This window comes from Robertmurraya beringensis, assembly GCF_042433785.1.
GTDB lineage: Bacteria > Bacillota > Bacilli > Bacillales > Cytobacillaceae > Robertmurraya_A > Robertmurraya_A beringensis.
Window position 1 is genome coordinate 65,084 of the sequence record NZ_JBHLUU010000028.1, and the last position, 26,617, is coordinate 91,700.

Here is a 26,617-nt window from a genome sequence, read left to right on the forward strand (position 1 = left end):
ATCAGAATAGTGATCTTCCTTCATCTGTTGAAGGTATGTTATCTATCACTCATCCTCAATAAAAGTTCAAGGGGTTTGTTTCTATTAAAATTTTATTTTTGTCGTAGAGCTATGAACATTCTTTTAATCCCGCATTTAAATTCCAGCGTGACTTTCTGATTGTGGTTGATGGTGCCTCGCTGAATAACCTGTCTAAAAATGTCCTCATTAAATTCTGACTCATTAAGTTCGTATAGGAAGGTAAGTAAGGTCTCCAAATGCCGCTCCATATGTTTACTTTCTTGTTGCTTATTACTCAGTTCATCGTGTTCGGACTGAAGCAACTCTTGTTCATAGTATAAATGGTTGATAGAGGCTTCATAAACACTTGCGACAGTAGAGTTACTTTGTTCGGCTAGCTCTGAAATTCGTTCGTTGATTTGTTCAATTTGGGCTTCGAGATTCATTTTGCGAGCTTTTTCAGCTGAACTTAAGTCATATTCTTTAATGACTTTATGAGCTTCTTGAATCAATTCTTCCTTTCTTTCCTTTAAGTCCTGGAGTAATGCCATGAATTCACGTTCAAGTGCAGATTCCCAAACAAATTTCGCTTTACAATTTACGTTATATTTCTTGGGGTGGATCCTGGTTCTGCATTGCCATGCGGTATAAAGAAACTTCTCTCCATTCCTTTCCGAAGTAAGCCTTCGGCGAACAATGGGATGGCCACACTCCTCGCAAAATAAAATATTGGAGAAACAAGATTTATTTGAATAAGCCTGTTTGTATTTCCCATCCGGGTTTCTAAACATATTACTTCTTCTTTTCATCTCCTGTTGGACCGCATTCCAATCTTCCTCTGGAATAATGGCGGGGTGATGGTTTCGAATAAAATATTGTTGCTCTCTTCCGTCATTTCGGATGCGTTTGTGGGTTAAGTAATCTACAGTTACCGTTTTTTGTAAAAGTGCATTGCCACAAAATTTTTCGTTTGTTAATATTTTATAAACGGAATCGGAGGTCCATGTTTTATTTCCTCTTGCGGTTAATATCCCATCCCGCATTAATTCTTTGGCAATAGTTACTGTCCCTTTTCCATTCAGAAAGTCGTAATAGATCCGCTTGATTATCGCTGCTTCTTTTTCATTAATGACTAGGTTTCCATTTTCATCTGTATCGTAGCCTAAGAAATAAGTTGTTGGAATATGCGCTATGCCTCTTTGAAATCGTTTCTTAATTCCCCAGCGGGTGTTCTCACTAATTGACCGTGATTCTTCTTGGGCCATCGAAGATAAAATGGTTAGAAATAATTCACTCTTAGTATCCAGAGTGTCAATATTTTCCTTCTCGAAATAGAGGCCAATTCCTAATGCCTTCAGCTCACGAATATATCTGAGGCACGCCGTGAGGCTGAATGGATAAAAATACGCAAAATATATCACCCCTTAAGAAACCTCTATATATAGGGATCTATCCAATGTTTCATATAAATTGCAAATTAGGTTTTCATTCCAAAATAAAAATGCCCACCACAATATTGTGATGAGCTTAATCAGTGATAGTAAATTTATTAGTCTTTTAATCTTTTATTTTTTCTACATACATCTTTATTAGTTTGTTTTTAAACCAGTTGGATTTCCCACTTCTTGATAAAAAATATACAAAATTTTTATCTTGCGTTTTTAGAGACAGTGTATCGTATTTATGACCGAGTTTATCTAATACCGGCTTAATAAATGATTTATTTTTTTCAAAAGCATTTAACGAGAACAATATTTTATTCTCTTCAGTACTAACCTTATTTAACTTAAATACTGCTTTTGCATCCCCCGATAAAGAAGTAATATATATCTCATTGTACCTAGATAAGGAAGTTGCCATAAACTCAAATAAACCCTCGAATGAATTTTTATCATTCGGTAATAAAGTGTGTTTATCCGATAATTCCTTTTTCCCCTTTGATGTTAACCTAAATGTTAATTTATCGTTGTTGCTTTTACCCAAAACTATTACAACAGCAAAATCTGTTACAGGTATTTCATTCATAAGTTTAATATAAATTTTCTTCTTATTATCAATTCCTATCAATATTTTCGTACTAAGCATTTCTTTAAAAATAGTATCTGTTTTTATTTTTTCATTAAAGTTAAAAAACTCAATAATAGAGTCGAGTCCAAATCTTTTAAACTTATTTAATTCTATAGGCGCTTCTTTATTAAAATTCATAATGATAAATGGTAGAAAAAAAAGGGGGAGGCACAAAAGGATAGTTGAAAACAACACTAATATTTTATCAGGGGCAGTTTTCATATCAAGAAAATATCCAACTCCGCTTATAATCCATAAAATTAAGCCAAAAAAAGATGTAATAGAAAACAAAACCAAAGTTTGTTTATAAACTCTTTGGTTTTGTAAAAGAGAAATTACTTTATTAAACTTTTTTGTTATCTCTGGGAAAATTATATTTTCTTCAAGTGCGTTTAGTTTTATTTCTCTCGCCAAATCAATAGACATTTGAACAACCTTATCATTTTGTTGACTAAATACAATTGTAGTCAACGCAAGCAAAGCAGCCACAATTGCCGAAATCCATCCTAAATATTGAACCGATTCAATTGAAATACCTTGTAAAAAACAATAAATATTGCTAATTATATTTTCAAAACTATTCATTTATCATTAGAATAAACTTTAGAGCAAGGTCTAAAATTTTTCTTAGTACCTCCTCATTGTCAGTAAGTGTATATGTAATTAATCCGTTTGTATAAATTTTCAGGAGTATAGTTTTTCCTTCAATAACAATAATAAAACTTAGCCCGAAATATTCATCAACCTCAAAGGATCTAACTTCTTCGAAAGAATCAAATAAAGTATCTGTTGGAACAGGTAAAGGAATCTTCAACAAGTTTATTTTTACGTCTCTGTTAACCAATTTTGATAAGACTATTTTTAAATATTCATGATTTTGTACAGAAGATGTGAACAGTATAAATTTATTATCAATCCTATAGAAGTTAATAATATTCATTGTTCCAAACTCAAAGGAATTGGACCAATGAATTTCACCAGTAGATTTATTTTGATCGTAGAAAGTTATAGAAAGGAATTTGCCATTTTCCCCATAGGAAAAATTCTTTAATTCCTTAACTGCAACATCAAATGTTTCCACAACAATTGCATTACTAGAAAAAAACATAACAATTCCCTCCTTTAACTTTCAGTTTATAGCTATTCAGCGCTTTCTATACCATATTTTTCTTTAAAATATGATTCAATTTTACCTGTTTCGTCTTCATCTGTATTTAATAATTCAATTATATCCTTTTTAATATCTTTCACAAGTTGTGCAAAAACGGATTTAGATCTAAATGCTGTTTTTATCAATTTTTCTCTTAATAACGCATCTCCGTTTTTGATTGAGTCTTCATCATCTATAAGTTCAGTTATTCCTTTTAAGATATCCAAGCAAATATTCCTTAGTGACGACTCATTGATAAATTCTGAGTCATCATAAGTAAATTTTAATACCCCTCTAAAATCAATTGTCAGCTTAGTTGAGACCGCCTTATCGTTTGCGGTCAATTTAAATATGGATACCGTGCATTTTGTTATTCTATCGCCATTATATAATCGTTCAACAACATCCGGATCTTTAAATAAATCATTACCGCCGAGCTTTGCATTTTTTACTCGGGGGGCATTCTCATTATTAAATGAAAGCGAATCAACACTTTGAAGTTGCAACCCAATCTCAGTAAACTTCTTATAAATAAGTTGCACCACTAATAATGATAATGGATTAAAATCACTCATCGTTTTATCTTTCATATATCGGACTTTATTCTGAACATAATACTGTTTTATTATTATATCAGTTGTTGACTCACTTAAATACTGAATGGCTTTATTATAAAGCTTACTATACCCGCAATTTGAGGACATGAAAATATTATTAGACAAGTCAAAGGAAAGAGTAAATTTTCCATTACTTAATTCTCTTTCTCTCTCCTGGGTAACCGGACTTAAATAATAATCAGTATACCTTATTGTACAAACCACTTTATCAGCTACTTCATCTAAAGTTATATCTTCTCGTAAAAAGTCTACTGATTCATACTCCCGAATTTCCTCTGGAAAAATATCCTCTAATAAACCAAAAAGTTCTTTTGCTGTATGGCTAGTACTTATTGATGAAACAAAAAAAGGTTCTCCAATTGTGTACCGTTCATTTAATATATTTGCAATATCCTCAAGTATGTATTTTGCTTGATTCTCTTCATCCCGTATTAACTGCATAATTTGAAGTTTACATTTATTAACATCACCTTCAAAATCAACTTGCAATCCAAAATTATCAGCCAAATATTCTTCAATGGCAATAAGCCTTTTATTTTTATTTACATTTTTCATGCGTTGGTTAAATATTATTGCAAAAACCTCAAATTGCATTTTATCTCCCCTATCATCCATTTCACAAGATTATCAATCTAATTTTAGCATAAAATAATAACTATTATGTAAATTATTACAACTAAAAAAAGAACCCACCAAGCGGCCTAAGCCAACTCAGTGGGTTCCTACACTACTTCTTCACCATATAATATTTTCGCTTACTTTGACTATTTGGTATAAAATCCTTCTGCAACTTCTCTTCTTCCATCAATGGCAGTACAATGCTCTTCCTGAAATAGGATTCTGAGATCGTCATCTTCGTGTTCATAAAGGCTAAGATTTCTCCCCATCTCCGTGGTTCCTCACAATATTCTAGTAAAGCAGTTACTTCTGGTCCTTTCAAAAACGCTGCCTGCTTTTCCTTTCGTTTAGCGAGCCTTTCCGCTTTTCTTTTCATTGAAATCATTTTTTGATAATCTTCATACTTTTCATCCGTCGACCACTCTAGGCCCAGGCTTAAATGGTATACAATCTTACCATCTTTATAGACCTTAGCCTGTTCCACGAACTGTTCAAAAAGCTCCGCAGGGAATGCTAGATTCGTTTCATCGCCCAGCTTTTTAATTCCCTTCTTAAGTTCCTTAAATTCATTTCTATAATGCTCCACTAGCTTTTTACGGTCAGAGAAGTCTTTCAACTGTTGATGCAGCTTCACTATCTTCCCGCTTAGCTCGTCCACCCTTTGGTGATCTTGTCCGTCTTTATGCAGCTCTTCATCTACTGCCTCGTATAGCTCTTGATTCAAATGTTCCATCCTTCTTTGAGCCTCTTCTTCTTGTTTCAGTTCCTGAGCACTTAACACTGTTTGAGCAATAACCTTTTCTACTTCTTGCTGAAAGGTCTCATCTTGTTCAAGCCCTTTTAATAGATTAATAAAGTGCTTTTCAAGATAGTCTTGATGAAAACGTTGGGATGAACATCCATTCACAGCGTAATATTTCTCCGCCAGCCTACACACCCAACGATTTATTTCTTTGGTTCCGTTGGAGCCTCGTCTTTCCAAACTTCGCTCATAGCCTAATACATTACCGCATTCACCGCAATATAACTTCTCTGTAAAAGACGTATTTTTATTCTGGTCTTTGGAATACTTTTGGTAGTTTTGCTGCTTATAGGCTTCGCTGCGTTTATGGATAATGGACTGTACCTTCTCCCATTCTTCTGGATCAATAATAGGTTCATGATGACATTCAATATAATACTGAGGTAACTCCCCTTCATTGGGAGCAGTCTTTTCTTCTAATGTATCGACTGTGATGTACTTTTGATAGAGATAATCCCCTTTATAGACTACATTCGTTAAGATTCCCTTTATCGTGCTTAAACTCCAAATGTCTCCTCCTTGTGGGGTAGGGATGCGATCCTGAGTTAACCCTGTAATGATTTGCGTATAGTTTTTCCCCGCTTGCAAATCAGCATAGATGCGACGTACGATTTTAGCTTCTTCTTCATGGATAATCCATTGATATTTTTCCCCCACTTGATAACCATAATTGGCATTGCCAACTTTTATGATGCCTCGTTCTGCCTGAGCCCTTTTCCCCCATGCAATAGACTTTCCAATGTTGATGCTTTCCTCCTGAGCAATGCTTCCGAAGATGGTTATCATCAGTTCACTGTCGGCATCTTCCGTATGAATGTTCTCTTTCTCGAAGAAAATGTGCACGGGTTTAGGGAGAGATTTCAATAAACGAATCGTTTTCAACGTTTCTAAAGTATTCCGGCTAAATCTTGAAATACTCTTACAAAGGATTAAATCAATATTCCCTCGGATGCATTCATCAATCATTTTCTTGAAATCTGTTCGATTTTTAAGCGACTTTCCAGATATCCCTTCATCCGCAAATATCCCTGCAAATTCATACTTAGGGTCTTTGAGAATTAAATACGTATAGTATGCAACCTGTGTCTTGTAACTAGTGAGCTGCTCTTCTCTATCAGTTGATACCCTGCAATAGGCAGCTGTTCTAAGTGGTTTTGTAACTGGTTGGGCTGTGGCGGAGGAAGGATGGTTACGTAAATCTTTTTCAATCGTCTTCAACAAGTTATTCTCTTTTCTTGGTTCAATTTTGATGACTTCTCGTTCCACAAGAGCTGGCATACTTTCTTCACTCCTTTCCTTCAATTGTCCATCCGCATCAATGACCTGGTACAGCGGCTCGAGCCCTTTATGCTTTTGTGAATTCTTTGTTAGTATTTCTGGAATCCTATCCTTCTTAGGAGCCACGGGCATTTCTCCTACGATGGTTTCCGTGCCATCCACCCACTCGATGCGATAATCGTTAGATGAATAAATCACCACTCCCATTACCCAAGCCCTGAGATGTTCAATCGTAACTGTTTCTATAAACTCCTCTATATTCTGCACTGTCTCAAGCCAACTCAACGTCTGATTACGATACGGACGATCATCTTCAATCCTAGCAATATGTTCTTCAAACGCTTTGTACTCATATTCTAATTTGGTTAGATCCCCATTTCCTACTTTCGCTAACTCCATCTCAGTCATCCATCTTAATCGATGAAATTCAAAATGGTCTTTCTGATTAACCTCTTGCAGCACCTTCTTGGCCTCATTTAGAACAGAAGGATTATTCGTATCAAACTTCTGTTTGAATCCTTCAAGCAACATGTCTCTCAAAATATCTTCTCTTATGGATGAAAACTCACAGACGCCAATATCACTCGCCTGACACTTCCAATAGTTCACCCCTCTTGTTGGATAATTGCTCAAACGATAGCCACAACGGTGACAGTTCATTCTTCCTGATAGAGAATGTTTATGTCCCTTTGGCCCTGTGTACTTCCTCTTGGGCTTGAGTTCCTTCAACCGTTTCTGTGTCTGGTTAAATACCTCCATGCTAACAATAGGAGGGTGGCAGTTTTCGATGGCGATTTCATCTCTAATATGTTTAGTGGTTATATTCGTAAAAAGATCTTTTGTCCGTACCCTTGTCAATTTGTTTCCGGTATAGGTAACGTTCGTTAGAATGTGCTTTACTGTCGACCCTCGCCACAGATCTTTTCCAACTGATGTTTTTACTCCTTGGCCCATCAGTTCACGTGCAATATCAGCCATGGACTTTCCTTGTAAAAACCAGTCAAAGATCAGGCGAATAATTACTGCGCCCTCTTCATTAATTTGAAGGGTGTTCCTTCCATCACTTTTCACCACATCATAACCGAGCATTTTGTTGTATCGAGGAATGCCTTTCTTGAAATTTTTTTCATATCCCCACCTGGTTGAGGTAGAAATGGTTTCAACTTCCTCTTGGGCGAGTGCTGCATAGGTGCTCAAAAGAAACTTATTGTACTCAATGGATGTATCAATATGTTCTTTTTCAAAATAAATTCCTACTTTCAATGCATTCAGCTTTTCAACAATCGAAAGCAGTTCTTGGGCATTTCGTGACAGTCGAGAGACATTCTTGGTCAAAATAAAATCGACTCTTCCTTCTTCACAATGGCGAAGCAATCGTTGTAATCCCCGCTGGCCCTTGGCACTGGTTCCACTCGTCCCGTTATCAACATAAACGCCGACAAACTTCCAATTAGGTTTTCCCCGAATCAGATGGGTATAGTGGCTAACCTGATTTTCAAGTGATCGTAATTGTTCATCCAAAGTAGTGCTAACCCGGCAATAAGCAGCAACCTTCACCTGCTTATTTCCTATTAACGGACTTTCTTCCTGTGCTTTGACTGGATCCCATAATGTACGGACCCACAATCCTTTTTGCAATTCATCCAATACAAAAACCCCTTCCCAATAAGTGATAATGGTTCGTGTCCATCTATCACTCACATCCCGTAAAGGTTCAAGTCCTTTTTTCGGATGGAAAGAGGTTTATGTTTATTCGATTAGATTAAGCTTTTTTCTTTTTAGGTGTCTTGCGTTCTCTGGCGCAGATGATCCGCTTCACCCCGCATTTAAATTGAAATTCAACCATCCGCTCTTTGTAGATAATGCCTCGCTCGATTGTATTTTTGAATAGTGTTACATCAAAGTCCTTTAGCTCTTCTGTTGTTTCTAGAATATCTATAAGAGATTGCAATTGCTTTTCCAGGTAGAGTTGCTCTTGCATATTATCCTCTAAGCTGTCCCGCTCCTGTTGGAGAATTTCCTGTTCATAGATGAGATGCCTTAATGTTGCGTCGTAAATGGCATCGTTAGTGGTTGAACCCTTTGCAGCCAGGTCGCTGATCCGGTCTGCCACTGCCTCGATTTGGGTATTCAGTTCACCCAGCCGCTGTTGTTCCGAAGGTGAAAGAGAAGCTTTTGTGATAACTTGTTTGGCTTCTTCTATTACTACGTCCGGATGTTCCTTCATCTCCCTCATGATTTTCATAAATGCATTTTCAAGGTCTGTCTCATGAACATAGCTCGTTTTGCAGTCTGTGTAGTCTGGGTCTCGCCCTGCGGTCACTCGGCATTGCCAAGCAGAAATGTAATACTTCTCTCCTTTCCTCGATGAAGTCATCCGTCTTCTTATGGCTGGTCTTCCACATTCCCCACAATAGAACTGATTAGAAAATGGGCTGACACTACTAAAGTGTTGGCGATATTTTTCATCGGGATCCTTCATCATCAGCCTTCGCCTTTTCATTTCTTGTTGAACTGCTTCAAAAGTTTCTTCACTAATAATCGCAGGGTGGGTATTCTTCACAAAATACTGTGGTTGAATATCGTTGTTGCGAACGCGTTTGTGAGATAAAAAGTCGATAGTGACTGTTTTCTGTGCTAAACAATGACCTTGGTACTTTTCCTGTCTTAAGATTTTATAAACCGAATCTCCCGTCCACGTTTTATTTCCCTTTCCTGTCTTTATTCCATCTCTCATTAAACCTTTAGCAATGCTTGGACACCCTTTTCCTTCTAAATACTCTCGAAATATTCGTCTGACCACTTCAGCTTGTTCCTCGTTAATCACAATTTCTCCGTCTTCATCGGTATCATAGCCTAAGAAGAAGATGGTCGGCATGTGTACGATACCTTGTTGGAATCGCTTCTGTACACCCCATTTTGTGTTTTCGCTCACAGATCGACTCTCTTCTTGTGCCATGGATGATAGGATGGTTAAGAAAAGTTCAGATTTAGAATCTAATGTGTCGATATTCTCTTTCTCGAAAAAAACGCCTACGGCTGGCTTCAGACTCTTGAGCATCCTGATTCTGGAAATGCAGTCAAGAGTGTTACGTGCGAAGCGACTGATTGACTTGGTCAAGATATAGTCAATTCGCCCTTCTTCACAGTCTTGAATCATTCGATTAAATTCAGTTCGGTTTTTAGTAGATGTTCCTGATATCCCTTCATCTGCATACACATCAACAAGTTGCCAAGCAGGATTCTTGCTGACATAATCTTTGTAATAGGCTACTTGTAACTCATAACTACTGGCCTGCATTTCCGAGGCAGTTGATACACGAGCATAAACCGCAATTCGTTTCTTTTGTCCATCAGGATTCTCTTCTGTTCGCCTTGTTCTTGCCTTTGCCGGAATAATCCTCACCCTTGAAGGATTTTGATGGCTACTCAATATCATAATCTCCTTTCCCAAAATCAATAATGGTTTCTTTACCGTCAATCCAATGCATACAAAAGGACATTGGTGATATCGCTTTTATGCGAACTACCCATGCCCTTAAAAATGCAGTTTGTTTCATCTCTTCATGCAATAGTTTTATTGGATTTCTAACTGCATCCATTTCCCTAAGCTTCATTAGTGCCGCTTCGCGAAAAGCGACATCCTGATCCAGCAGTTCCCACCATTCTTCTTTTACTCTTAACTCCTTCTCAATAGCTTCACGTATGCGTGATAGTTCCTCAAGTACTTCTTTTGATTTCTCTGCTTCTGTTCCATTGGCGTTTATAAGGGCAACATTTTCTTCTAATAAAATCCGTTCTAAATCCAAGCGCAGTTGGTTGTAAGAAAAATCTCTTGCGGCGACTGCCCTAGTCAGGTCCTTTTGCATGCGTTCTATATCAATTACCTTCCTTATTGACCGATAGCGTTCGAGAAAGGCTTCTTGCATTGCTTCTAAAATTATCGTTTCTTGGATTCCTTGCATCTTACAAAGCTCTTTGCTTTTTCTGCTATTTTCACAACGCCATGTAACTCTCTCTCTGCAGATAAATCTGTGCAGATTTCCTTCACAAACTCCACATTGGATTCTGCTCGATAGTGGGTAGCGTTTCGCCTTTTTATTAGGGTTAGGCTTTTTGCGCCTCTCCAGTTCTCGTTGGACTGCTTCAAATACTTCTCGACTAACAATGGGTTCATGATGATTCTCAATGAAATATTGATTTCGTTCACCAGTGTTTAATTGCTGTTTATGAGAGAGATGATCTTCGACATATGTTTTTTGGCAAATAACATCCCCCGTATAATCACTGTTTTGTAGCATTAACTTTAAGGTTGGTGATGACCAGTCTGTGCGTCCGTTCGTTTTTTTATATTTCTTTCTGATGAACTGCTTGCATATTTGGGAGAGTGTCTTGCCGTTCAAGATTTCATTAAAAGCTTCTCGAACAATTTTTGCCTCTTCTTCTACAACAACCCATTCTTTCCTTTCATTTAGCTCATACCCGAGTTTCTTTACAAAGATTGGCTCACCCCTTTCAAATCTCTTTGTTTTAGCCCAAGTTATATTCTCTGAAATGCTTCTGCTTTCTTCCTGTGCTGTTGCGGAAAGCATGGTCAAAATAAACTCGCTTGCCATATCATCTGTGTCAATATTCTCTTTATCAAATATAATGCGCACCCCTAGTTGTCGCAGTTTCCGTATCGTATTAATTGCGTCAAGTACATTCCTCGCAAATCTTGATACCGACTTGCAAAGAATAAGATCAATTTTCTTTTCGGTGGCGTGCCGTATCATTCGATTAAATCCCGGCCTCTTAGCCATCGATGTTCCTGTTCGCCCTTGGTCTGTATAAATGTCAACCATCTTCCAACCCGGTGTGGAGCGAATTAATTGAGTGTAATGCGTTTTTTGGTTATCAAATGATCCTTCCTGTTCATCTGAAAGGCTGCTGACTCGTACATAAGCAGCCACTCTAAGTTGTTTAGGTTTTTCAGCTGGTGGATCCATTAATGTAATACCACCTGCCCCTTGTCCGAATGAACCAAATAATGATTCTGCCATGCTGTTGCCTCCTTTCAATTTTCATCCTCGTTTCTCAACACTAGGCTTCTTCTATTCAATCATGGCTCCCAAAAAAATCTGGCTAAATCCCTTTGTATCAAGGGTTTAAGCTTTTTTGGTTATTGTATATATCACTTATTTTCATCCTAATAGCAAGTAAATAAGGGGATAAAGAAGATTGATTTCATGTTATTTAATAGCATTAAAAATGCACCCAAATATCTGCTTTGTAATTTACGAGCGGACATTTAGGTGCACAATTTTATATAACAGCAGAGCGCTTTGTTATTCTTTCTTGATTAACCCTTCAAACCCAGCTTTCTTTATTTTTTCTAGCAATACTTCAGCATTTTCCTTATTTGAAAAAGCTCCAACTTGTACACGATATAAAGCCTTCTCATCAGGAGGTTTTTTGGTTGGACTAGATGTTTTTAAAACTATTAATGCCCCTGTTTCAATCCAACTCCTAATCCCTTCTGATTCTACTCCAGTCTTTTTATTCACTTTCTTTCCTAGTAGCACACAGGCCTTACCGCCTTTGACAACCGGCTTTCCATTGGACACAACCTGGGTTACTACATGATACGAATCAGTCTTTACCCAAGAAGGAATGGTTGCCCCGCCGGGATAATAGGAATTTGCTAATGCTTTTATTTCCACTAAGTCACCTACCTGAATACCTGATGGTAATTCCGGAGGAGTACTCGATTTATTTAAAGTAGCTCTTACTGCCGCTCGGAAGGAATCCATATTTTCACCATGTTTCGGAAACCAGTGCATGACATCTCCGTGATTACTTGCAATCCCTTTTTTAGCTCCTTCAGAATGACAAATGATATCTTCTTCAGTTAAATCATATTCTCGGCAAAGCCTCACACATAGATCTACTGCGTTCTGCCAAGCCTTTCTAAAATAAGATTCATTCTTTGAAACATTGTAGCCAACCATCGTGGATCCTTTACCATAAGAAAAACCAACAGGCTCGCAAATTTCAATGCCAATATGAGTGTTGTTCCCTGTTCCACCGCAGTGCCAACCTCTGTGATTCCAAGGTAAATACTGCCATACTTCTATATTATCAACAAAAGCATGCACCGCCACCTGCCTGGTTGTTTCACCTGCTCGATAAGATTTATTCCATCGGCTAAACCAGTCTGCTGCCATCACACCCGGTGTTGCCGTGGAATGGACCATAATCCCTTTTGGTGTGATTTTCTTTCCTGCTGTAAAACAATCATTTCTGGTCATATATTTAGCGTTTAGTTTCATTCTTGTCATCCCCCTTGCCATGTAATTGAGCTAAGACATCTTTCAATTTTTGTGGAATTGGAAGCCCGATTCTTGAGCCATTTTCCATGATGCTGATGCCCTCATTTGAGAGATAAAAAAAGATGACGGCTGTTCGAATAACACTGCCCTCACCAATCAGTCGGCTGTCAATAATATGAGCAACACCGACAAGTATAAAAATAAGGATCTTTTTGAAAATCCCTCGAGCACCAATTTCACTGGAAAGCTCTTTATTAATAATGGCCACCATAATTCCAGTAATATAGTCTACAATGACAAAAATAATAAGAGCGTATAAAAATCCATCAAGGCCACCAAGAAACCAACCAAACCAACCGCCCAATGCTGCAATTACAGTTTGTAAAATTACCCAAAGTTCTTTTATTGCCATGTTCTCCCCTCGCTCTCCAATCTGTTTAATCTATATAAAAAGGCGCCTGTGACAAGAGAGCCACCAAGCGCCTGTATTTTCATTATTCAATACGGAGCATAATACACATAACCACTGGCTTTCACATAAAACCCATCCCCAGGAACATAAATAGCTCCACCGAATGTATCCGAATTAGTTGTTGTAAATCCTGGCTGCTGCACACCTTCCCAATTCAACCCATCCGCTGATACATACAGCATGCTTTCATTAAAAAGAGCATATTTTCCCCAATCTTCCATCCAGATGATGTTCTGTGGGTTCGGAATTTTGTTATCGGCCAGATTCCCAACATGAGATAGGTTTGTTTCCGTTAGCTCCGTAGCACTATCATTCATGACACACAAATTCACATGAAAGATTCCACTAACATATCGATATTTCATGACGAAAAGTTTATCGTGAACCGAACGGATATACATGTAATATGTATTTAAATCCTCTGGAATAGTCGTAGACCAAGAACCAGGGCTGGAAGTGCTTGCTGCTGCAATAGAACGATCTCCACCCACGATACCAACAAATTTTCCTTTATGAGTGGTCATGTAACTAAAGATGGGAACCGATGAACCATCCGCTCCTACCAAAGTCCAAGCTACTCTTTGTGTTAATGAAGCAAAGTTGTAATATACGGGAGACTTATAGTACCACCAGCTAACGACCCCAGAACCAATACTAGAATCATAAGCCCCTGTGGTCATGGAGTTTTGTGCTCCTTGACAGTAACCAGCATTATACCAAGTGATGCCATCAAAAGAAGCGATAATATTGGCCAAGCCTATAATTTTGGCTAAAAACACACCGTCACCTGCCCATAAAATTTCTGGGGCACCGTTATTCCACCAAGAAACATTCACCACGGTCCATTGTCCAGTGGTTTTATTGTAATAGGACATATATGGGGTCTTTGCACGATACACAGCAATCTGTGCGTTCCCATTATCGTGAACATCAATTCTTGTTTCACTTCCATACTTGGTATAGCCAAAATCGTTATAATATTTCCTTTGCCAACTTAAGGTGGGGATAGGAAGAATGAGTTCACCCCTGCCTCCAAAAGCAGTCCAAATTGCTAGTGTATTGTTAAAATTACTATGGTAACTCATGCCCTATCCCACCACCTTTTCAATCCCAGTAATCCGACCACTACTATCAGTCGTATAGTTATAACTTGCCGTCTCTCCATCTGCATACGTAATTTCAAATCTCGTAGCATCCACCAACAAAGTGGACACTTCTTTTAATAACAGTTCTGAAAATATATCCTCTAAGGTAATGCTCGTAATTCTACCGCTACCATCGGTGGCATAGCTGTATTTGACATGATATTGATGTGTATCTCCTTTTTCCACTTCATAAGTTACATTTATAAAACTAGCATCAACCGTTAGATTTTTTACGATTGTGTAAGAAACCCCAAGTTGGTCCATTTGGTACTTAAGACCATCAACAGAGCTGCCCACATCATTCAGAGAGCTTTCCACTTTGTTCATTGAGTTTTCTATCCGATAAAATGTATCCGAAATACTAGGTTTGTATCTGCCAACCTCAACTTGAATGTTGTAACGATAGAAGGGATTATATTCCAATGAGATAATCCTTGTTTTCACATCAATGCCGAGTGGTTTGAATACAATATGGACATTATCTCCGACTGCTAGATTTAGTAATTTAAAGAATGAAATATTATAGGAAGAGGCATTTTCTCTTGAATCGTGAGAAACAGATACATTAGTAACGTTTTTTGAACCCATTACCGGCTGATATTCCATACTGCCACGATGTTTACGGATATTAATTAAGTAGCCGTTATATTCAATTTCTCCCCCTAAAATGGCAATGTACTGCATAAGCGCTGCCCTTCTAGATACTTCCTGGTTAATTTTCATTGTGCAACTATCGGTAAAATCAACTGTTCCAGCTGAAAAAGGAGTTCCTGATAATAGCTGATTTAATCCAGCCGCAGGATCTCCCGTAAAATCAAACGCATCTATATTAAAAATCTCATCATTTAAAATGTAGGATACATGTTCACACGTGACAGAACAGACGGGAAGGCTACCTTGTAAGGACTTCGCTATTTGTACAATCTCAAAATATTGACCATTTAGCTTTGCCAATTGTTTTGTTTTTAAAGCGAGGGCAGACTTGGCTAGAACCGTAAAAGATAGTGTAAACTCTCCTTCTAGCGTTTCTCTTACATTCGCTGACATTACTTTACGGATCATTTGTATCAACGTGTTTCCTGCATAAATCTCTATCACCAAACTGCCCTCCTTTTACGAACCTGCAACACCTAAGTTTCTAACGGTCACTGTATTTTGATTCCATTGAAGCTGAGCAATAATACGAGTTAACACATTCCCATCAATCGTTAATGGAATCGTGACATCAAATGATGCACCGCCCTTACCCCCTTCTACTCCAGTAACCACGCTGTCCATATTTAAATCAAAGTCGGTAGGAATTGCACCTTCCATTTCCTTTTCTACATTGCCCATGGCATCTGAAAATCCAACTCCAATCCCTTCACCCATGTTCTCCCCTATACCAGCAAAAACTCGTGAAGGGGAACGAATCCCAAGAACACCTTTTACACTACTGACGATGCCACCCACAAAACCGCTAACCTTATCTTTTATCCAGCCAATCATGGAAGAAATCCCATTCCAAAGCCCACGTACAATGTTCACTCCCACTTGTCCAATGGAAACAGCCGCTTTTCCAATTCCAACGATGATGGCAGAAATAATCTGTGGTAATTGTGCCACAAGCTGAGGAATTGCTCTTAATAGCCCCGCTGCCAACTGAATAATCAATGAAATACCCAACTCAACAATTTTAGGGAGATTACTGGTAATAAAGTTAATGATTGATGAAATAATAGCTGGAAGCGCCTCTATGAGTCTAGGTAAAGCATTAATAATTCCTACTGCTAAACCTTCTATAATTTTAAAAGCCGCCTCCAAAACCATGTCGAGATTGTTGATGATGGTTTCTACAATTAATAGAATTGCTGAGACAATGGAAGGAATAAGATTTGGTAAAGCCTCACCAATCCCATTTGCTAGCGTCACAATCATTGTTAAAGCCGCTTCGATTAAAGCAGGGAGATTAGCAATGATGCCGTCTACCAAACTAAGAACAAGATAAAGTGCTCCTTCTGTGATTTGAGGTAAAGCCTCGATAATCCCTTGGAGTAGAGTCGTCACGATTTGCATGGCAGAATCAATGATCATTGGGAGGTTTTCTACGATTGCACCAACTAAGGACATAATAATTTGAAGTCCCAACGTAACGAACTGGGGCAATTGCTCGGTGATAAGTTCTGTAATACCAGCAACAGTCTCTCCTATCACTTCAGCAATTTTCTCAAAATCCCCATCCGCTTCATTAATCCCATTCGATAAACCAGAAAACAAGTCCGTAATTCCAGCAGAAACTTCACTTACAGCTGGTAGAAACACCCCTTGTAAGGAACGTTTTACACCCTCAATTCCATCGGTTAGGTTATCGTATTTGACCTCTGTTATTTGAGCCAACGCATCTCCACTCGCGATGGTACTATCTTTTATCCCACCAAGAACTGGTAGTATACTGGCTTCTAAATCTTCAAACTGTGTACCAAACAACTGCACACCAATTGTGTTTTTAAGAAGCGGATCTTCAATCTCTTGAAGTTTTTGAATGACACTAAAGAATGCAGCATTAGCGGTTTCTCCACCTTGGGCAAACTGCTTCGTCATTTCTTCTGCATTAAGCCCAAGAGCAGTGAAGGCTTCCATACTCGACTTACTGCCGTCTTTGGCTCGGATATTAAATTCCTTAACAGCATCCCCAACCTTATCAATACTGAAAGCACCACTTTCTGCTCCAGCTACTAAACTAGCGATAAACTCATCTGCACTAAGGCCAAGTGAAGCATATTGAACGGAGTATTCATTCAAGGTATCTAATAGATCGCCATTTTTATCGGCACCGTTTTGAGCACCAACGGCAATAATGTTATAGGCTTCATCTGCAGAGATGCCAAAGTTTTTCATAAGAGCACTGGCTGCCCTTGCCGATTCCTGCATATCGAAGTCAAAAGTTTTCCTCAAAGCAAAACCAGACTCGGTGGCTTTTTCTAGTTCTTCACCCATGAGTCCGGTTATCTTTTGTACCTCTGAAATTCCTACTGCCACATCATCCAAGCTGTCACCGAAATTATGCTTGTACACATTTTGAGCAATTTCTCCCAGCTCTTCTAGTTCGGCACCTGTTGCGCCAGTTGAAGCAGAAATTTGATTGACGGCCATGTTGTACTCATCGCCGAGTTTAATCAGACTGGCCCCTGTAGCGACTGCAGCGGTTCCAATGGCGGCTACGGCTGCTCCGATGGTTGCACCAATTCCTTTTAAGACACCGCCTAGCTTTTCAAATCGACCAGAAGCATCCTCAGTCTGATCCGCTGCATTCTGTACTTCATCAGCAAACTCCTCAACTTCTCCTTCAGCATCGTTGAATCCTTCATTCAACTCTTGAATGGCTTGATTGTTATTCTCAAGTTCTCGCTCCATCTTCATCAGTTCAGACTTGGCGTTATTCAGTTGAATTTGCCAATTTTGTGTTCGTCTATCATTCTCTCCAAAAGAATCTGCTGCGTTTCTAAGTGCCGCCTCTAGTGTACTAATTTTGTCCTTTTGTGCATCAACTGACTTTGCGAGTGCTCCGTTTCTTGCAGTTAGGGCTTCAATTGATTGATCCTGCCTATCAAATTGGGCGGTGACAAGTTTCATTTCACTTCCTAACACCTTAAAGTTTTGATTGATATCCCTCAAGGCATTTTTGAAGTCTTTCTCGCCTTCCACACCGATTCGAAGTCCAAAGTTATCAGCCACGACTCCACCTCCCCTCTTTTAAGGCATTAAAAAATACACCCAGCATTGAGTGCAATAGAACTAGAGCCCCACAGGAATCACATCATCAATCGACAACTCCATCAACGGCTTTGCTATTCCCGTAAACTGCTTATGACATTCCCATAAATCCATTAAATACCCTATCGGCATCAACCATACTTCTTCTTCACTACGATTTAACTGAGCGGTTCCATAATAAATAAGTCGGATAAACAACTCTTCATCGCTTACCCGACTTCCACGTTTTTTGCTGGTTCACTCTGTATATGCCGTTTTGTGCCTTTCAGCATGCTGGCCATAATCGCATTCTTGTACTCTGCCAATTCAAAAGGAGTCGTCAATAATTCCACTTCATCCTCTTTCAGCAATTCCTTTTTATCCTCTTTATTTTTCAAATTATGAATTAGGATTGACTGATTGGCTAATAACGTAATGAGCCAAACAATTTCATCCAGAGCAAGTTCAAAATCCTTTGAATTCATCAGCTTTGTTCCAAGATTCTCAAGACCGCCATACCTTTTTGCAATTTCTTTTGTCGCCTTGGTTGTTAAAATCAATCTGTATTCAACATCCCCAATTTCAATCACAGCACTTCTTTCCTCAGCTGCAAAATCAACATCTACAGTTGTAGAATCCACTTTTTCATTCACCAATGTTCATCATCCTCCTTTAAGATACGGTTACCGTAGCCACGTTCGTTTTTACAGCACTAGCACCAACTGAAGTCAACACGCAGTAGTAATAATAGCTTCCTGCAATTAGATCAGTTGGGATATCAAAGCTCGCTGACGTTTCCCCATTAATAGCGGTTCCACCTGTCGTGCTGTCGATTGTATTTTCATACCACTGATAAGTGACTGGGTAACTTGTATTCGTGCTCGCGACAACCGATAAACTACCAGAAATACTACCTTCCACCACTTCCGTTAAAGCGGCGGGCTGGGTAGTAACCGTTATCGTTGGAGTCACTGGTGAAAAATTAGGTTCGTACACAGAACTAAACCAATTCGTAATGGTTTCCTGGGCTACACCATTATCCCCTTCTGTGACTTCCGCCTTCCATGGATGTTTATTTTCAGTGTCCAGCTTATTTCTTCTAAAAACGGTACCTTCTATGGTGGGACTACTAAACGTAATTGATTCACCTTTTGTCGTAAGGTTGGTTGTAGGAATGCTAAAAATAACCCGATAAAGCCAAAAGTATCGATACTTCCCATTCGCTTTCTTGGCACGAAATCCAACCGCTACGGGATTTCCTCCATCTTCACTTCTCGAAACCACGACATTGTTGCTATCAATCTTACTTCCTGTTAAATCTTGTGCTGCGATAGAGCCGATATCATCAATTCCAAGAGTTAATGTCCCGCTGTTAAATTCCTTTACAATTTCTGACGCTCCATCATCCGCATAAAGAATGGCTTCAATGAGCTCCACACTGAGTTCTGCGGTCATGGCTTTTGCTAGTATTTTGGGAGTTTCATATGTTTCTATGCCATTTTCATCTTCATTAATTTTGGCATAGAATAAACGGTCCAATCCAATCGTTGCCATTTAACTTTCCTCCATTTCGTATTCTTTTAGTACATCAATAGCGTAATGATGGTACTTTGTATCGTTCTCAAACCCGATATATTGCCGGTCAGTAATCGTCACTTCTCCAGCTAAAAGTGTCTTTGTTATCTGCCTTTTCATGGACTGATAATTCTTCTTCGTAAAAAGAGATAGCCTTGCTTCTTCGATAACCGAATGGGCCTGATTATCCGCATAGAAGTCCAGCCTATCTGACATAGGTGTAATTACGATGTATTCATCAGGTGGTTTCTTGGAAAAGACACCTGTTTCAACGGGAATGCCAATGGGTTCAAGTAAGGTATTCAGGTCTTTTAATAGACTCATAGTTTCTCAATCTCCTTATCCAGTGCTTTCTCCATCGCCTCCGCACAGGCTTTTCTTGTAGCCGACTTTGTAGGTTTTAGCCACGGTCTAGGAGGTTGGCCGGATTTCCCATACTCCAATACAGCTGCCTTCAACGCATTTGAAACCCCTTTACTGTCCTTTGTTGTAGGAATACCTACCCTAAGGTTCCAGTCCCCTTTTGCATCTTGGACCGCCTTTGTCGTTTCAAGTGATGCTAATAATTCTCCAGAAGATTGAGAAGGTTCTTTTGTTCCCTGCCCAATTCTAGCAGCTAGATTACTTTTTGCTTTCTGAATAACTGGTTCCGCTCCCTTTTCTAGTACTCTTGGAACAATGTCATCAAAGCGATGGTTTAATTTAGCGATTCTTTCTAAAAAGTCATCCGGCATCTTTACTGCTGCTCTTGCCAAAGCCTCACCCCTTTGACCCTGTAATTTTCTCAGCTAACACCTCTACATACATGCCACGCTCTTTAATATCCTCAACACTCAAAATGTTGTATCTTTCATCCTTACAACCAATGACCAAATCCGTGGTTAGCTCGAATCCCCTAGGTTTTCTAAAACGAAAAAGAGAGCTAGCCTCAGAGAAACTAGCCCGGTTTTTCCAAGCTTCACTCCCATGACGATTTTCTTTATAGGCCCTCATGGAAGTTAAAAGTTGTTCATCTTTCGTAACAAAACCCTCAGCATCTTTGCTGGATTCTTCTTTAAAAATTTCAATTCTGGCATTCATTTTTCCCAAACTCATATGATCACGTCCTTATTAAGACGAAGGAGCATATTGACCACATTCCACACTTGTTTACTCGCTTCTACATTGTCAGCAAAAAAGCCACCAGTACTACCATCCCGACTTTCATAAAAGTGAGACGATAGCATGATGACAGCTTGTTCAGTAGTTGGATGCATCGGGGTTTCTTGATAAAAGCCTTCAGATTTCTTTTGATAGCTCTCCGCATAGGAAACAGCGGCAGTGATGAATCCAGAAAGCAGTACATCGTCCTCATCATGGTTTAGAATAAGGTTTTGTTTTACCTTTAATAACAACTCATTCATCACTGCTTCCTCCCTTTGTTATTCAGCGTTCATCAGACCAGCTGCTTTTAGTTTTGCTAACAGAGCGTTAAAATCGGTAACCAGGCTAGCAACATCTGCAGCAGTACTATCTGCTTGGTTCACTGCTGGTTTTGCTTCTGTGCCATTAAACAACAACTTACCACTTTCAACAATATCCAGTGAACCGCCAATGACCGTCTTTTCTCCGCCTTGTTCGGTATAGTTCTTTACATTACTCATTTGCTATCACCTACCCTTTCTGTTGAAGCACTTTGATTGCTTCAGGAAGAATCAGCTTTCCGTCCACCCGCTGTGTTGCCTTGAAACCAACTTGTCCTGTTGCGGCATATAATTCATTTAATCTTTGGAAAGAACGACCTTGTCTATCAGCTACCCAGTAATACCCAAAGTCCCCAAAAGCAATTGTCTTCGCACCTGCTTCAACTGTTGGTACATAAGCAGAGGTTTTTACTGGTCGATTAAGGATTGTATCAGGTTGACCCGCTTGGATCGAAGGCTGCCATAAGTACTGCCCATTCCCATCTTTCAGCTTTCGAATCAGCTTGATTGTCGCATCATTCATGACGAAAATTGCCTTTTTACGATACGGTGATTTTAAGGAATAGAACAAATCCATAATCTCATCCACTGAAACAGCCGTTGCAGAAGTTCCAGTCACACCAAGTTCAGCTCCACCCGTTGCATTAAAAATACCAGTCGGTTTTCCGGTACCATCTCCAACAAAGAAAGCTTCTTCTTCTTTGGCACCAATCCGTCTGGCAAATTCTTTTGCAATATACGCTTCAAGATTAAACACACTATCATTTAAAAGTTCCTCGGACACCTTAATCATGGTGGCTAATTTATAAGCTCCAATTGAAACTTGTCCAAAGCTATCATCTGATTCAGGAATCAGTCCTTCTTCATCTACCCATGAAGCGGTTCCTTTTGAAGCAACCACCGGGATTTTACGATCTCCTGAGGAAGTCGTAATGACCTTGGCTAATGACCGGAAGATATTCTCCTCTTCCAACGATTCAATGAGAGTTCTTTCAAACTCATCTGGAGCAAGATATCCACCCTCAGAATCAGTTCCAATTTTCAAGGCATTCTGTACTTCATAGTTGCTTTTATTCCTCATCGATTTCCAGAACGCTTCCTTGTATTCATTGGTTGCTCGGCCTGTTTTCTGCCCTTCAGCACCCATTGGCTTTGCAGTAATCGGCTGATTAATCGGCTTGGAAAGTTCTAAATCGATGGCTTGCTGTCTTTCCAAGCGGTCAATCTCCTTCCCAAGATTTACAACTTCTTCCTCCATCTTTTCATAAGTGGAAGTATCCTCGGCAGAAAGGATCCCATCTTCTCCACGTTTTGAATCAAGAAATGCTTTTGTTTGTTCCCATGCTTTTGCTCGCTTTTCACGCAGTTCTAATACTTTACTCATCCAAATCTCCTCCTTAAAATTTTAAGAGGTCTAGCCTCTTGTCTAATACGGAAATATCAGTTCCTGTTTTCTTTTGTGGCAGTTTGTGTAAAAAGGAATTCACCACCGCCATTTTGTTGTAAATGATGCCTTCATCCGATGAGTCCTGATCACTTTCTTCTTGGAACATGATCTCATCAGCAAAACCAAGCTCCACCGCCTTTTTGGAATTAAACCAACTTTCATCATCCATCATGTGCGAGAGCTTAGTCCTTGAGAGACCTGTCTTCAGTTCATAAGCGTTGATAATACTCTCCTTTACCTCACTCAACATCTGGATTGCTTTTTTCATTTCCGCTGTATCTCCAAAAGCGATGGTCATCGGATTATGAATCATCATCATGGAGACGGGCGACATGTAAACTTCCCCACCTGCCATCGCAATAACGGAGGCAGCACTAGCGGCAATTCCGTCAATCTTTACTGTCACATCCCCTTTGTAATCCATGAGCATGTTGTAAATTTGACTTGCTGCAAAAACGTCACCACCTGGTGAATTAATCCAAACGGTGATATTCCCACCATCATTGTTTAGCTCTGATTTAAACTGTTTCGGTGTTACTTCATCGCCAAACCATGATTCTTCAGCAATGACTCCATCCAGATGAAGTGTCCTGCCGTCTTCATTCTTGATCCAATTCCAAAACTTCTTCATGGCTTATCCCTCCTCATATTTTTCTGTCCAAGCTCCGGCCTTTGACATATCAACAAAATTCCCGTTCACTAAATATTTGGATCCACCCTGTTCTTCAGGGATTAAGTTCATCTCTTCTAGTTCTCGGATGTCATTCGCCGACATCACTCCGTTTTGCCGCATGATCTGATAGAATTGAGCTCTTGAACCTGCATCTCCTCGGAGCCGTCCATTCAGATTAAACTTGATAAAGTATTCTTTCTTATCGGTTTCACTTAACAGCGCCTTCTTCATGGACTGTTCTATTCTCGTAACCCAAGGCATAATCGTATTGTCGATAAAGCTAATCGATTGATGCTCAATATTACTAAAGGTCGCTTTATCCAAATTGGCTACAAGGTGAGGTGGAACTCGGAAGATTCTACAAATCTCTTCTGTCTGAAATTTCCTTGTTTCCAAGAACTGAGCCTGTTCCGGTGGAATGCCGATGCTTTGAAACTTCATCCCTTCCTCGAGGACTGCAATTCGATGGGCATTGTTAGAACCCTGATAGACTGCATTCCAGCTTTCCCGTATTTTCGATGGATCCTTAACTACACCGGGATGTTCTAGCACTCCACCTGGATTAGCTCCATTTGCGAAAAACCTAGCTCCATACTCTTCGGTTGCCAGGGCCATACCGATCGCATTTTTAGCCATAGCAATCGGTGAATAACCAACCAACCCATCAAAGCCAAGCCCAGGAATGTGAAGAACCTCCTCACTTCGAAGAATGACGGAACCCGTGTCTTTTCGATATTCGTAGTAAAGCTCCCCTGTAGAGGTTCTATCCACCGCCATCCTATCTGGAAGTAAAGGGTAGAGTGAAAGTACATTGCCCCTGCCATCTCGAATAATCTGTGCATAGGCATTTCCCCATAATAAAAGATGACTCATCAATGTTTCCCTAAACACAAACGAAGTCATCTCTGCATTTGGCTCATCATGGAGCATGTAATATAAACTATTTTCTACTGCTTTTTCCTTTCCATTGTCAGTGTATCTGTATAAATGAAGCGGGAGACTAGCGATGGTTTCTGCTAGAATCCGCACACAAGCATAAACTGCAGTGGTCTGCATTGCTGTTCTTTCATTGACTGTTTTTCCGCTTGTGGTACCGCCAAAGAAGTAGCTGTAAGTACTCCCTAAAAAGCTGTTTTTTGGACCATCTCTTGATTGAAATAGTCTTGATAAAATTGGGATTCTTATGGTGTCCACCTCCTAAATAAGAGCATAAAAAAAACACCCTTGATAGAGTGTTAGATTGTTTGTTTAGATTTGATTTCTCTTAATGCTTCTTTCGCCATCCGTACAGCCTTAGGCTCTTCTTTATTAATTCGGTCCGACTCAATGATGTACTCCAGAGCTTCAATAAGTTTATTACTCTTAATAATTCTTATTACAGCATTCACCCGAGTTCTGGTACCTCCATAATCTTTATCTCTTCCTTGACTATGGAATACATCTCGAACAAACTCATTTTTAACATCTTTATCATTTTCTAATTCATTGAATTTGTTCATTATCAAACCTCCATATTCCCCAACAAACCATCCACCAGCTGATTCAATATTTCTCTTCAATGTCTTATCCTGCATTATTATCACCTCTAAGGCAATTGTATCAAAATATTCTGCAGCCGGATTTAGCAATTTCAATGGCTATCAACCGTCATTAACTTTACAAAATCAAGCATGGTTGCACACTAAAACTAATATTAAAGAATCAATATCCCTCGACCATCATAAACACTTTCTCTATTTTCATTTCGAATTGCCCGATCCAGTGCCATAATCAAAGCAACAGCTCCATCAATACGTTCAGTACTTTTCTCTTTATCTGGCTTTATATTCCCTGCTGGGTCTGTTTTCACAAAGATGTTATCCATCATCCATCGTAAAACCGGATTTCCACCGTGAACAATTCTTTTCTCCAAGGTTATCTTCATCAATTCTTTTGATGCTGGTGACATATCCTTGTAGCCTTGCCCAAAGGGAACAACGGTGAAGCCCATCCCTTCAAGGTTCTGAACCATCTGTACAGCACCCCATCTGTCAAAGGCAATTTCCTTAATGTTGTACTTGGTTCCTAGTTCTTCAATGAAAGCCTCAATGAATCCATAATGTACGACATTTCCTTCTGTCGTTTTGATATAGCCTTGCTGTTCCCAAATATCATAAGGAACGTGGTCTCTCCTCACTCTTACTTTCAGGTTTTCATCTGGTATCCAGAAGAAGGGAAGAACAATGAATTTCTCATCATCTGTCCTTGGTGGAAACACCAACACAAAAGCTGTAATATCGGTTGTGCTTGAAAGGTCAAGCCCTGCAAAACATTCTCTTCCTCGTAGACTATCTAAGTCAATCGGATCATCACAAGCATCCCATTTCTCCATTTGCATCCAGCGGGTGGATTGCTTCACCCATTGGTTCAGCCTAAGTTGCCTGAAGATATTTTCTTCTGCTGGATTTTCTTTCGCACTAATAAATGCATTTCTAACCTTCTCTATGTCAATGGTATGGTCCAATGATGGATTGGCCTTATACCAGTTCTTTTCATCTGTCCAATCATCGTCATCTTTGATTCCGTATATAACTGGATAAAAAGTGGGGTCGATCTTTCTTCCCTCGATAATATCTACTGCTTTTTGATGGACTTCATAACAGATTGAATTTCTATCTGTACCTGCAGTTGTAATTAAAAAGAACAACGGCTGAAGTCGAGCATCTCCAGAACCTTTTGTCATAACATCAAACAACTCACGGTTTGGCTGAGCATGCAATTCGTCAAAGACAACCGAATGAACATTCAGACCATGTTTCGTATAAGCTTCAGCAGATAGTACCTGATAAAAACTATTGGTAGGTTTATAGACTAGCCGCGCCGTGGAGCGGGATGGATAAAAATACGCAAAATATAGATTAAAATATCCGAGTTTCTACTATATAATAGACGGTTAATTTCACTCCTCTTTCCTTCTAATTCCTCGGTTCATTTTTATAGCGAATTTCACCCCATAAAACGCAAAAAAATGGCCCACCTCCTAGTTTGGAGATGAGCCTGATTGGTCTTTTTTCTACTATATAATTAATGAAGATTTCTCTCCTACAATCCCTATTGATATAGAGTTATAGTTTTTTCATAAAATAACCCTTATAATTAAGTTCGTATTGTCAAAACTTTTATAGTAAATAGGTTATTAAATCCTATCTAAGAGGGCTTTATAAGCAAAAAAATTGCCACCCCCTGAATTCTAAGGATAATTGAGGTTACGACACTCTCAACAACCTA

At 39.2% G+C, this 26,617-nt stretch carries 24 protein-coding genes and 1 pseudogene; all 25 read right to left on the bottom strand.

The features are described from left to right. Positions 1 to 92: 92 nt before the first annotated feature. Positions 93 to 1,421, bottom strand: coding sequence for a recombinase family protein (locus ACFFHF_RS10055; protein ID WP_377058016.1), 1,329 nt, complete (start codon positions 1,419 to 1,421; stop codon positions 93 to 95). 136 nt (positions 1,422 to 1,557) lie between these two features. Next, a complete protein-coding gene (locus ACFFHF_RS10060; protein WP_377058018.1) occupies positions 1,558 to 2,556 on the bottom strand; it encodes a hypothetical protein in 999 nt (332 codons plus the stop codon). A gap of 88 nt (positions 2,557 to 2,644) precedes the next feature. Continuing rightward, positions 2,645 to 3,175 carry a hypothetical protein gene (locus ACFFHF_RS10065; RefSeq protein WP_377058019.1) on the bottom strand — a complete coding sequence of 177 codons (531 nt, stop codon included), beginning with the start codon at positions 3,173 to 3,175 and terminating at the stop codon, positions 2,645 to 2,647. Positions 3,176 to 3,207: 32 nt separating this feature from the next. Continuing rightward, complete coding sequence (locus ACFFHF_RS10070; RefSeq protein WP_377058021.1) at positions 3,208 to 4,428, bottom strand: hypothetical protein; 1,221 nt, start codon at positions 4,426 to 4,428, stop codon at positions 3,208 to 3,210. 133 nt (positions 4,429 to 4,561) lie between these two features. Next, on the bottom strand, positions 4,562 to 8,179 hold the full coding sequence (locus ACFFHF_RS10075) for a recombinase family protein (RefSeq protein ID WP_377058022.1): 3,618 nt from the start codon (positions 8,177 to 8,179) through the stop codon (positions 4,562 to 4,564). 115 nt (positions 8,180 to 8,294) lie between these two features. Beyond that, positions 8,295 to 9,965: a recombinase family protein gene (locus ACFFHF_RS10080; RefSeq protein WP_377058023.1), complete on the bottom strand. Its 1,671-nt coding sequence runs from the start codon at positions 9,963 to 9,965 to the stop codon at positions 8,295 to 8,297. After that, complete coding sequence (locus tag ACFFHF_RS10085; RefSeq protein ID WP_377058025.1) at positions 9,958 to 11,574, bottom strand: recombinase family protein; 1,617 nt, start codon at positions 11,572 to 11,574, stop codon at positions 9,958 to 9,960. The genes ACFFHF_RS10080 and ACFFHF_RS10085 overlap by 8 nt, the downstream gene beginning before the upstream one ends. Before the next feature lie 285 nt (positions 11,575 to 11,859). Further along, positions 11,860 to 12,843 (bottom strand): N-acetylmuramoyl-L-alanine amidase, encoded by a 984-nt coding sequence (locus tag ACFFHF_RS10090; protein WP_377058027.1) that lies wholly within the window; start codon positions 12,841 to 12,843, stop codon positions 11,860 to 11,862. Then, entirely contained in the window at positions 12,827 to 13,255 is a 429-nt protein-coding gene (locus ACFFHF_RS10095; protein WP_431731862.1) for a phage holin family protein, read from the bottom strand. Before ACFFHF_RS10095 ends, ACFFHF_RS10090 begins: the two co-directional genes overlap by 17 nt. Positions 13,256 to 13,341: 86 nt before the next feature. Next, a complete protein-coding gene (locus ACFFHF_RS10100) occupies positions 13,342 to 14,400 on the bottom strand; it encodes a hypothetical protein (protein WP_377058029.1) in 1,059 nt (352 codons plus the stop codon). Positions 14,401 to 14,403: 3 nt separating this feature from the next. Then, complete coding sequence (locus ACFFHF_RS10105; protein ID WP_377058031.1) at positions 14,404 to 15,558, bottom strand: phage tail protein; 1,155 nt, start codon at positions 15,556 to 15,558, stop codon at positions 14,404 to 14,406. Between the two features lie 15 nt (positions 15,559 to 15,573). Beyond that, positions 15,574 to 18,174 carry a phage tail tape measure protein gene (locus ACFFHF_RS10110; RefSeq protein WP_377058033.1) on the bottom strand — a complete coding sequence of 867 codons (2,601 nt, stop codon included), beginning with the start codon at positions 18,172 to 18,174 and terminating at the stop codon, positions 15,574 to 15,576. A gap of 60 nt (positions 18,175 to 18,234) precedes the next feature. Then, positions 18,235 to 18,411 (bottom strand): hypothetical protein, encoded by a 177-nt coding sequence (locus ACFFHF_RS10115; protein ID WP_377058034.1) that lies wholly within the window; start codon positions 18,409 to 18,411, stop codon positions 18,235 to 18,237. 11 nt (positions 18,412 to 18,422) lie between these two features. Beyond that, positions 18,423 to 18,845, bottom strand: a complete 423-nt coding sequence (locus tag ACFFHF_RS10120) for a hypothetical protein (protein ID WP_377058051.1) — start codon at positions 18,843 to 18,845, stop codon at positions 18,423 to 18,425. A 19-nt stretch (positions 18,846 to 18,864) separates the two neighbouring features. After that, positions 18,865 to 19,746, bottom strand: a complete 882-nt coding sequence (locus ACFFHF_RS10125; protein WP_446694999.1) for a major tail protein — start codon at positions 19,744 to 19,746, stop codon at positions 18,865 to 18,867. Then, on the bottom strand, positions 19,747 to 20,091 hold the full coding sequence (locus ACFFHF_RS10130) for a hypothetical protein (RefSeq protein ID WP_377058036.1): 345 nt from the start codon (positions 20,089 to 20,091) through the stop codon (positions 19,747 to 19,749). Continuing rightward, the gene (locus tag ACFFHF_RS10135) at positions 20,088 to 20,522 is read right to left on the bottom strand and encodes an HK97 gp10 family phage protein (RefSeq protein ID WP_377058037.1); all 435 of its coding nucleotides are present in this window, start codon (positions 20,520 to 20,522) and stop codon (positions 20,088 to 20,090) included. Before ACFFHF_RS10135 ends, ACFFHF_RS10130 begins: the two co-directional genes overlap by 4 nt. 4 nt (positions 20,523 to 20,526) lie before the next feature. Further along, a complete protein-coding gene (locus ACFFHF_RS10140; RefSeq protein ID WP_377058039.1) occupies positions 20,527 to 20,862 on the bottom strand; it encodes a head-tail adaptor protein in 336 nt (111 codons plus the stop codon). After that, entirely contained in the window at positions 20,859 to 21,170 is a 312-nt protein-coding gene (locus ACFFHF_RS10145) for a head-tail connector protein (protein WP_377058040.1), read from the bottom strand. Before ACFFHF_RS10145 ends, ACFFHF_RS10140 begins: the two co-directional genes overlap by 4 nt. A gap of 18 nt (positions 21,171 to 21,188) precedes the next feature. After that, positions 21,189 to 21,410: a head fiber protein gene (locus ACFFHF_RS10150; RefSeq protein WP_377058042.1), complete on the bottom strand. Its 222-nt coding sequence runs from the start codon at positions 21,408 to 21,410 to the stop codon at positions 21,189 to 21,191. A 10-nt stretch (positions 21,411 to 21,420) separates the two neighbouring features. Beyond that, on the bottom strand, positions 21,421 to 22,614 hold the full coding sequence (locus ACFFHF_RS10155) for a phage major capsid protein (RefSeq protein ID WP_377058044.1): 1,194 nt from the start codon (positions 22,612 to 22,614) through the stop codon (positions 21,421 to 21,423). 13 nt (positions 22,615 to 22,627) lie between these two features. Next, complete coding sequence (locus ACFFHF_RS10160; RefSeq protein WP_197174482.1) at positions 22,628 to 23,308, bottom strand: head maturation protease, ClpP-related; 681 nt, start codon at positions 23,306 to 23,308, stop codon at positions 22,628 to 22,630. Between the two features lie 3 nt (positions 23,309 to 23,311). Then, a complete protein-coding gene (locus ACFFHF_RS10165; RefSeq protein ID WP_377058053.1) occupies positions 23,312 to 24,529 on the bottom strand; it encodes a phage portal protein in 1,218 nt (405 codons plus the stop codon). A 56-nt stretch (positions 24,530 to 24,585) separates the two neighbouring features. Further along, positions 24,586 to 24,924 carry a hypothetical protein gene (locus ACFFHF_RS10170; RefSeq protein WP_377058045.1) on the bottom strand — a complete coding sequence of 113 codons (339 nt, stop codon included), beginning with the start codon at positions 24,922 to 24,924 and terminating at the stop codon, positions 24,586 to 24,588. Positions 24,925 to 25,043: 119 nt separating this feature from the next. Then, positions 25,044 to 26,216, bottom strand: a pseudogene (locus tag ACFFHF_RS10175) (terminase large subunit); the annotation flags it as partial. Positions 26,217 to 26,617: the final 401 nt, after the last annotated feature.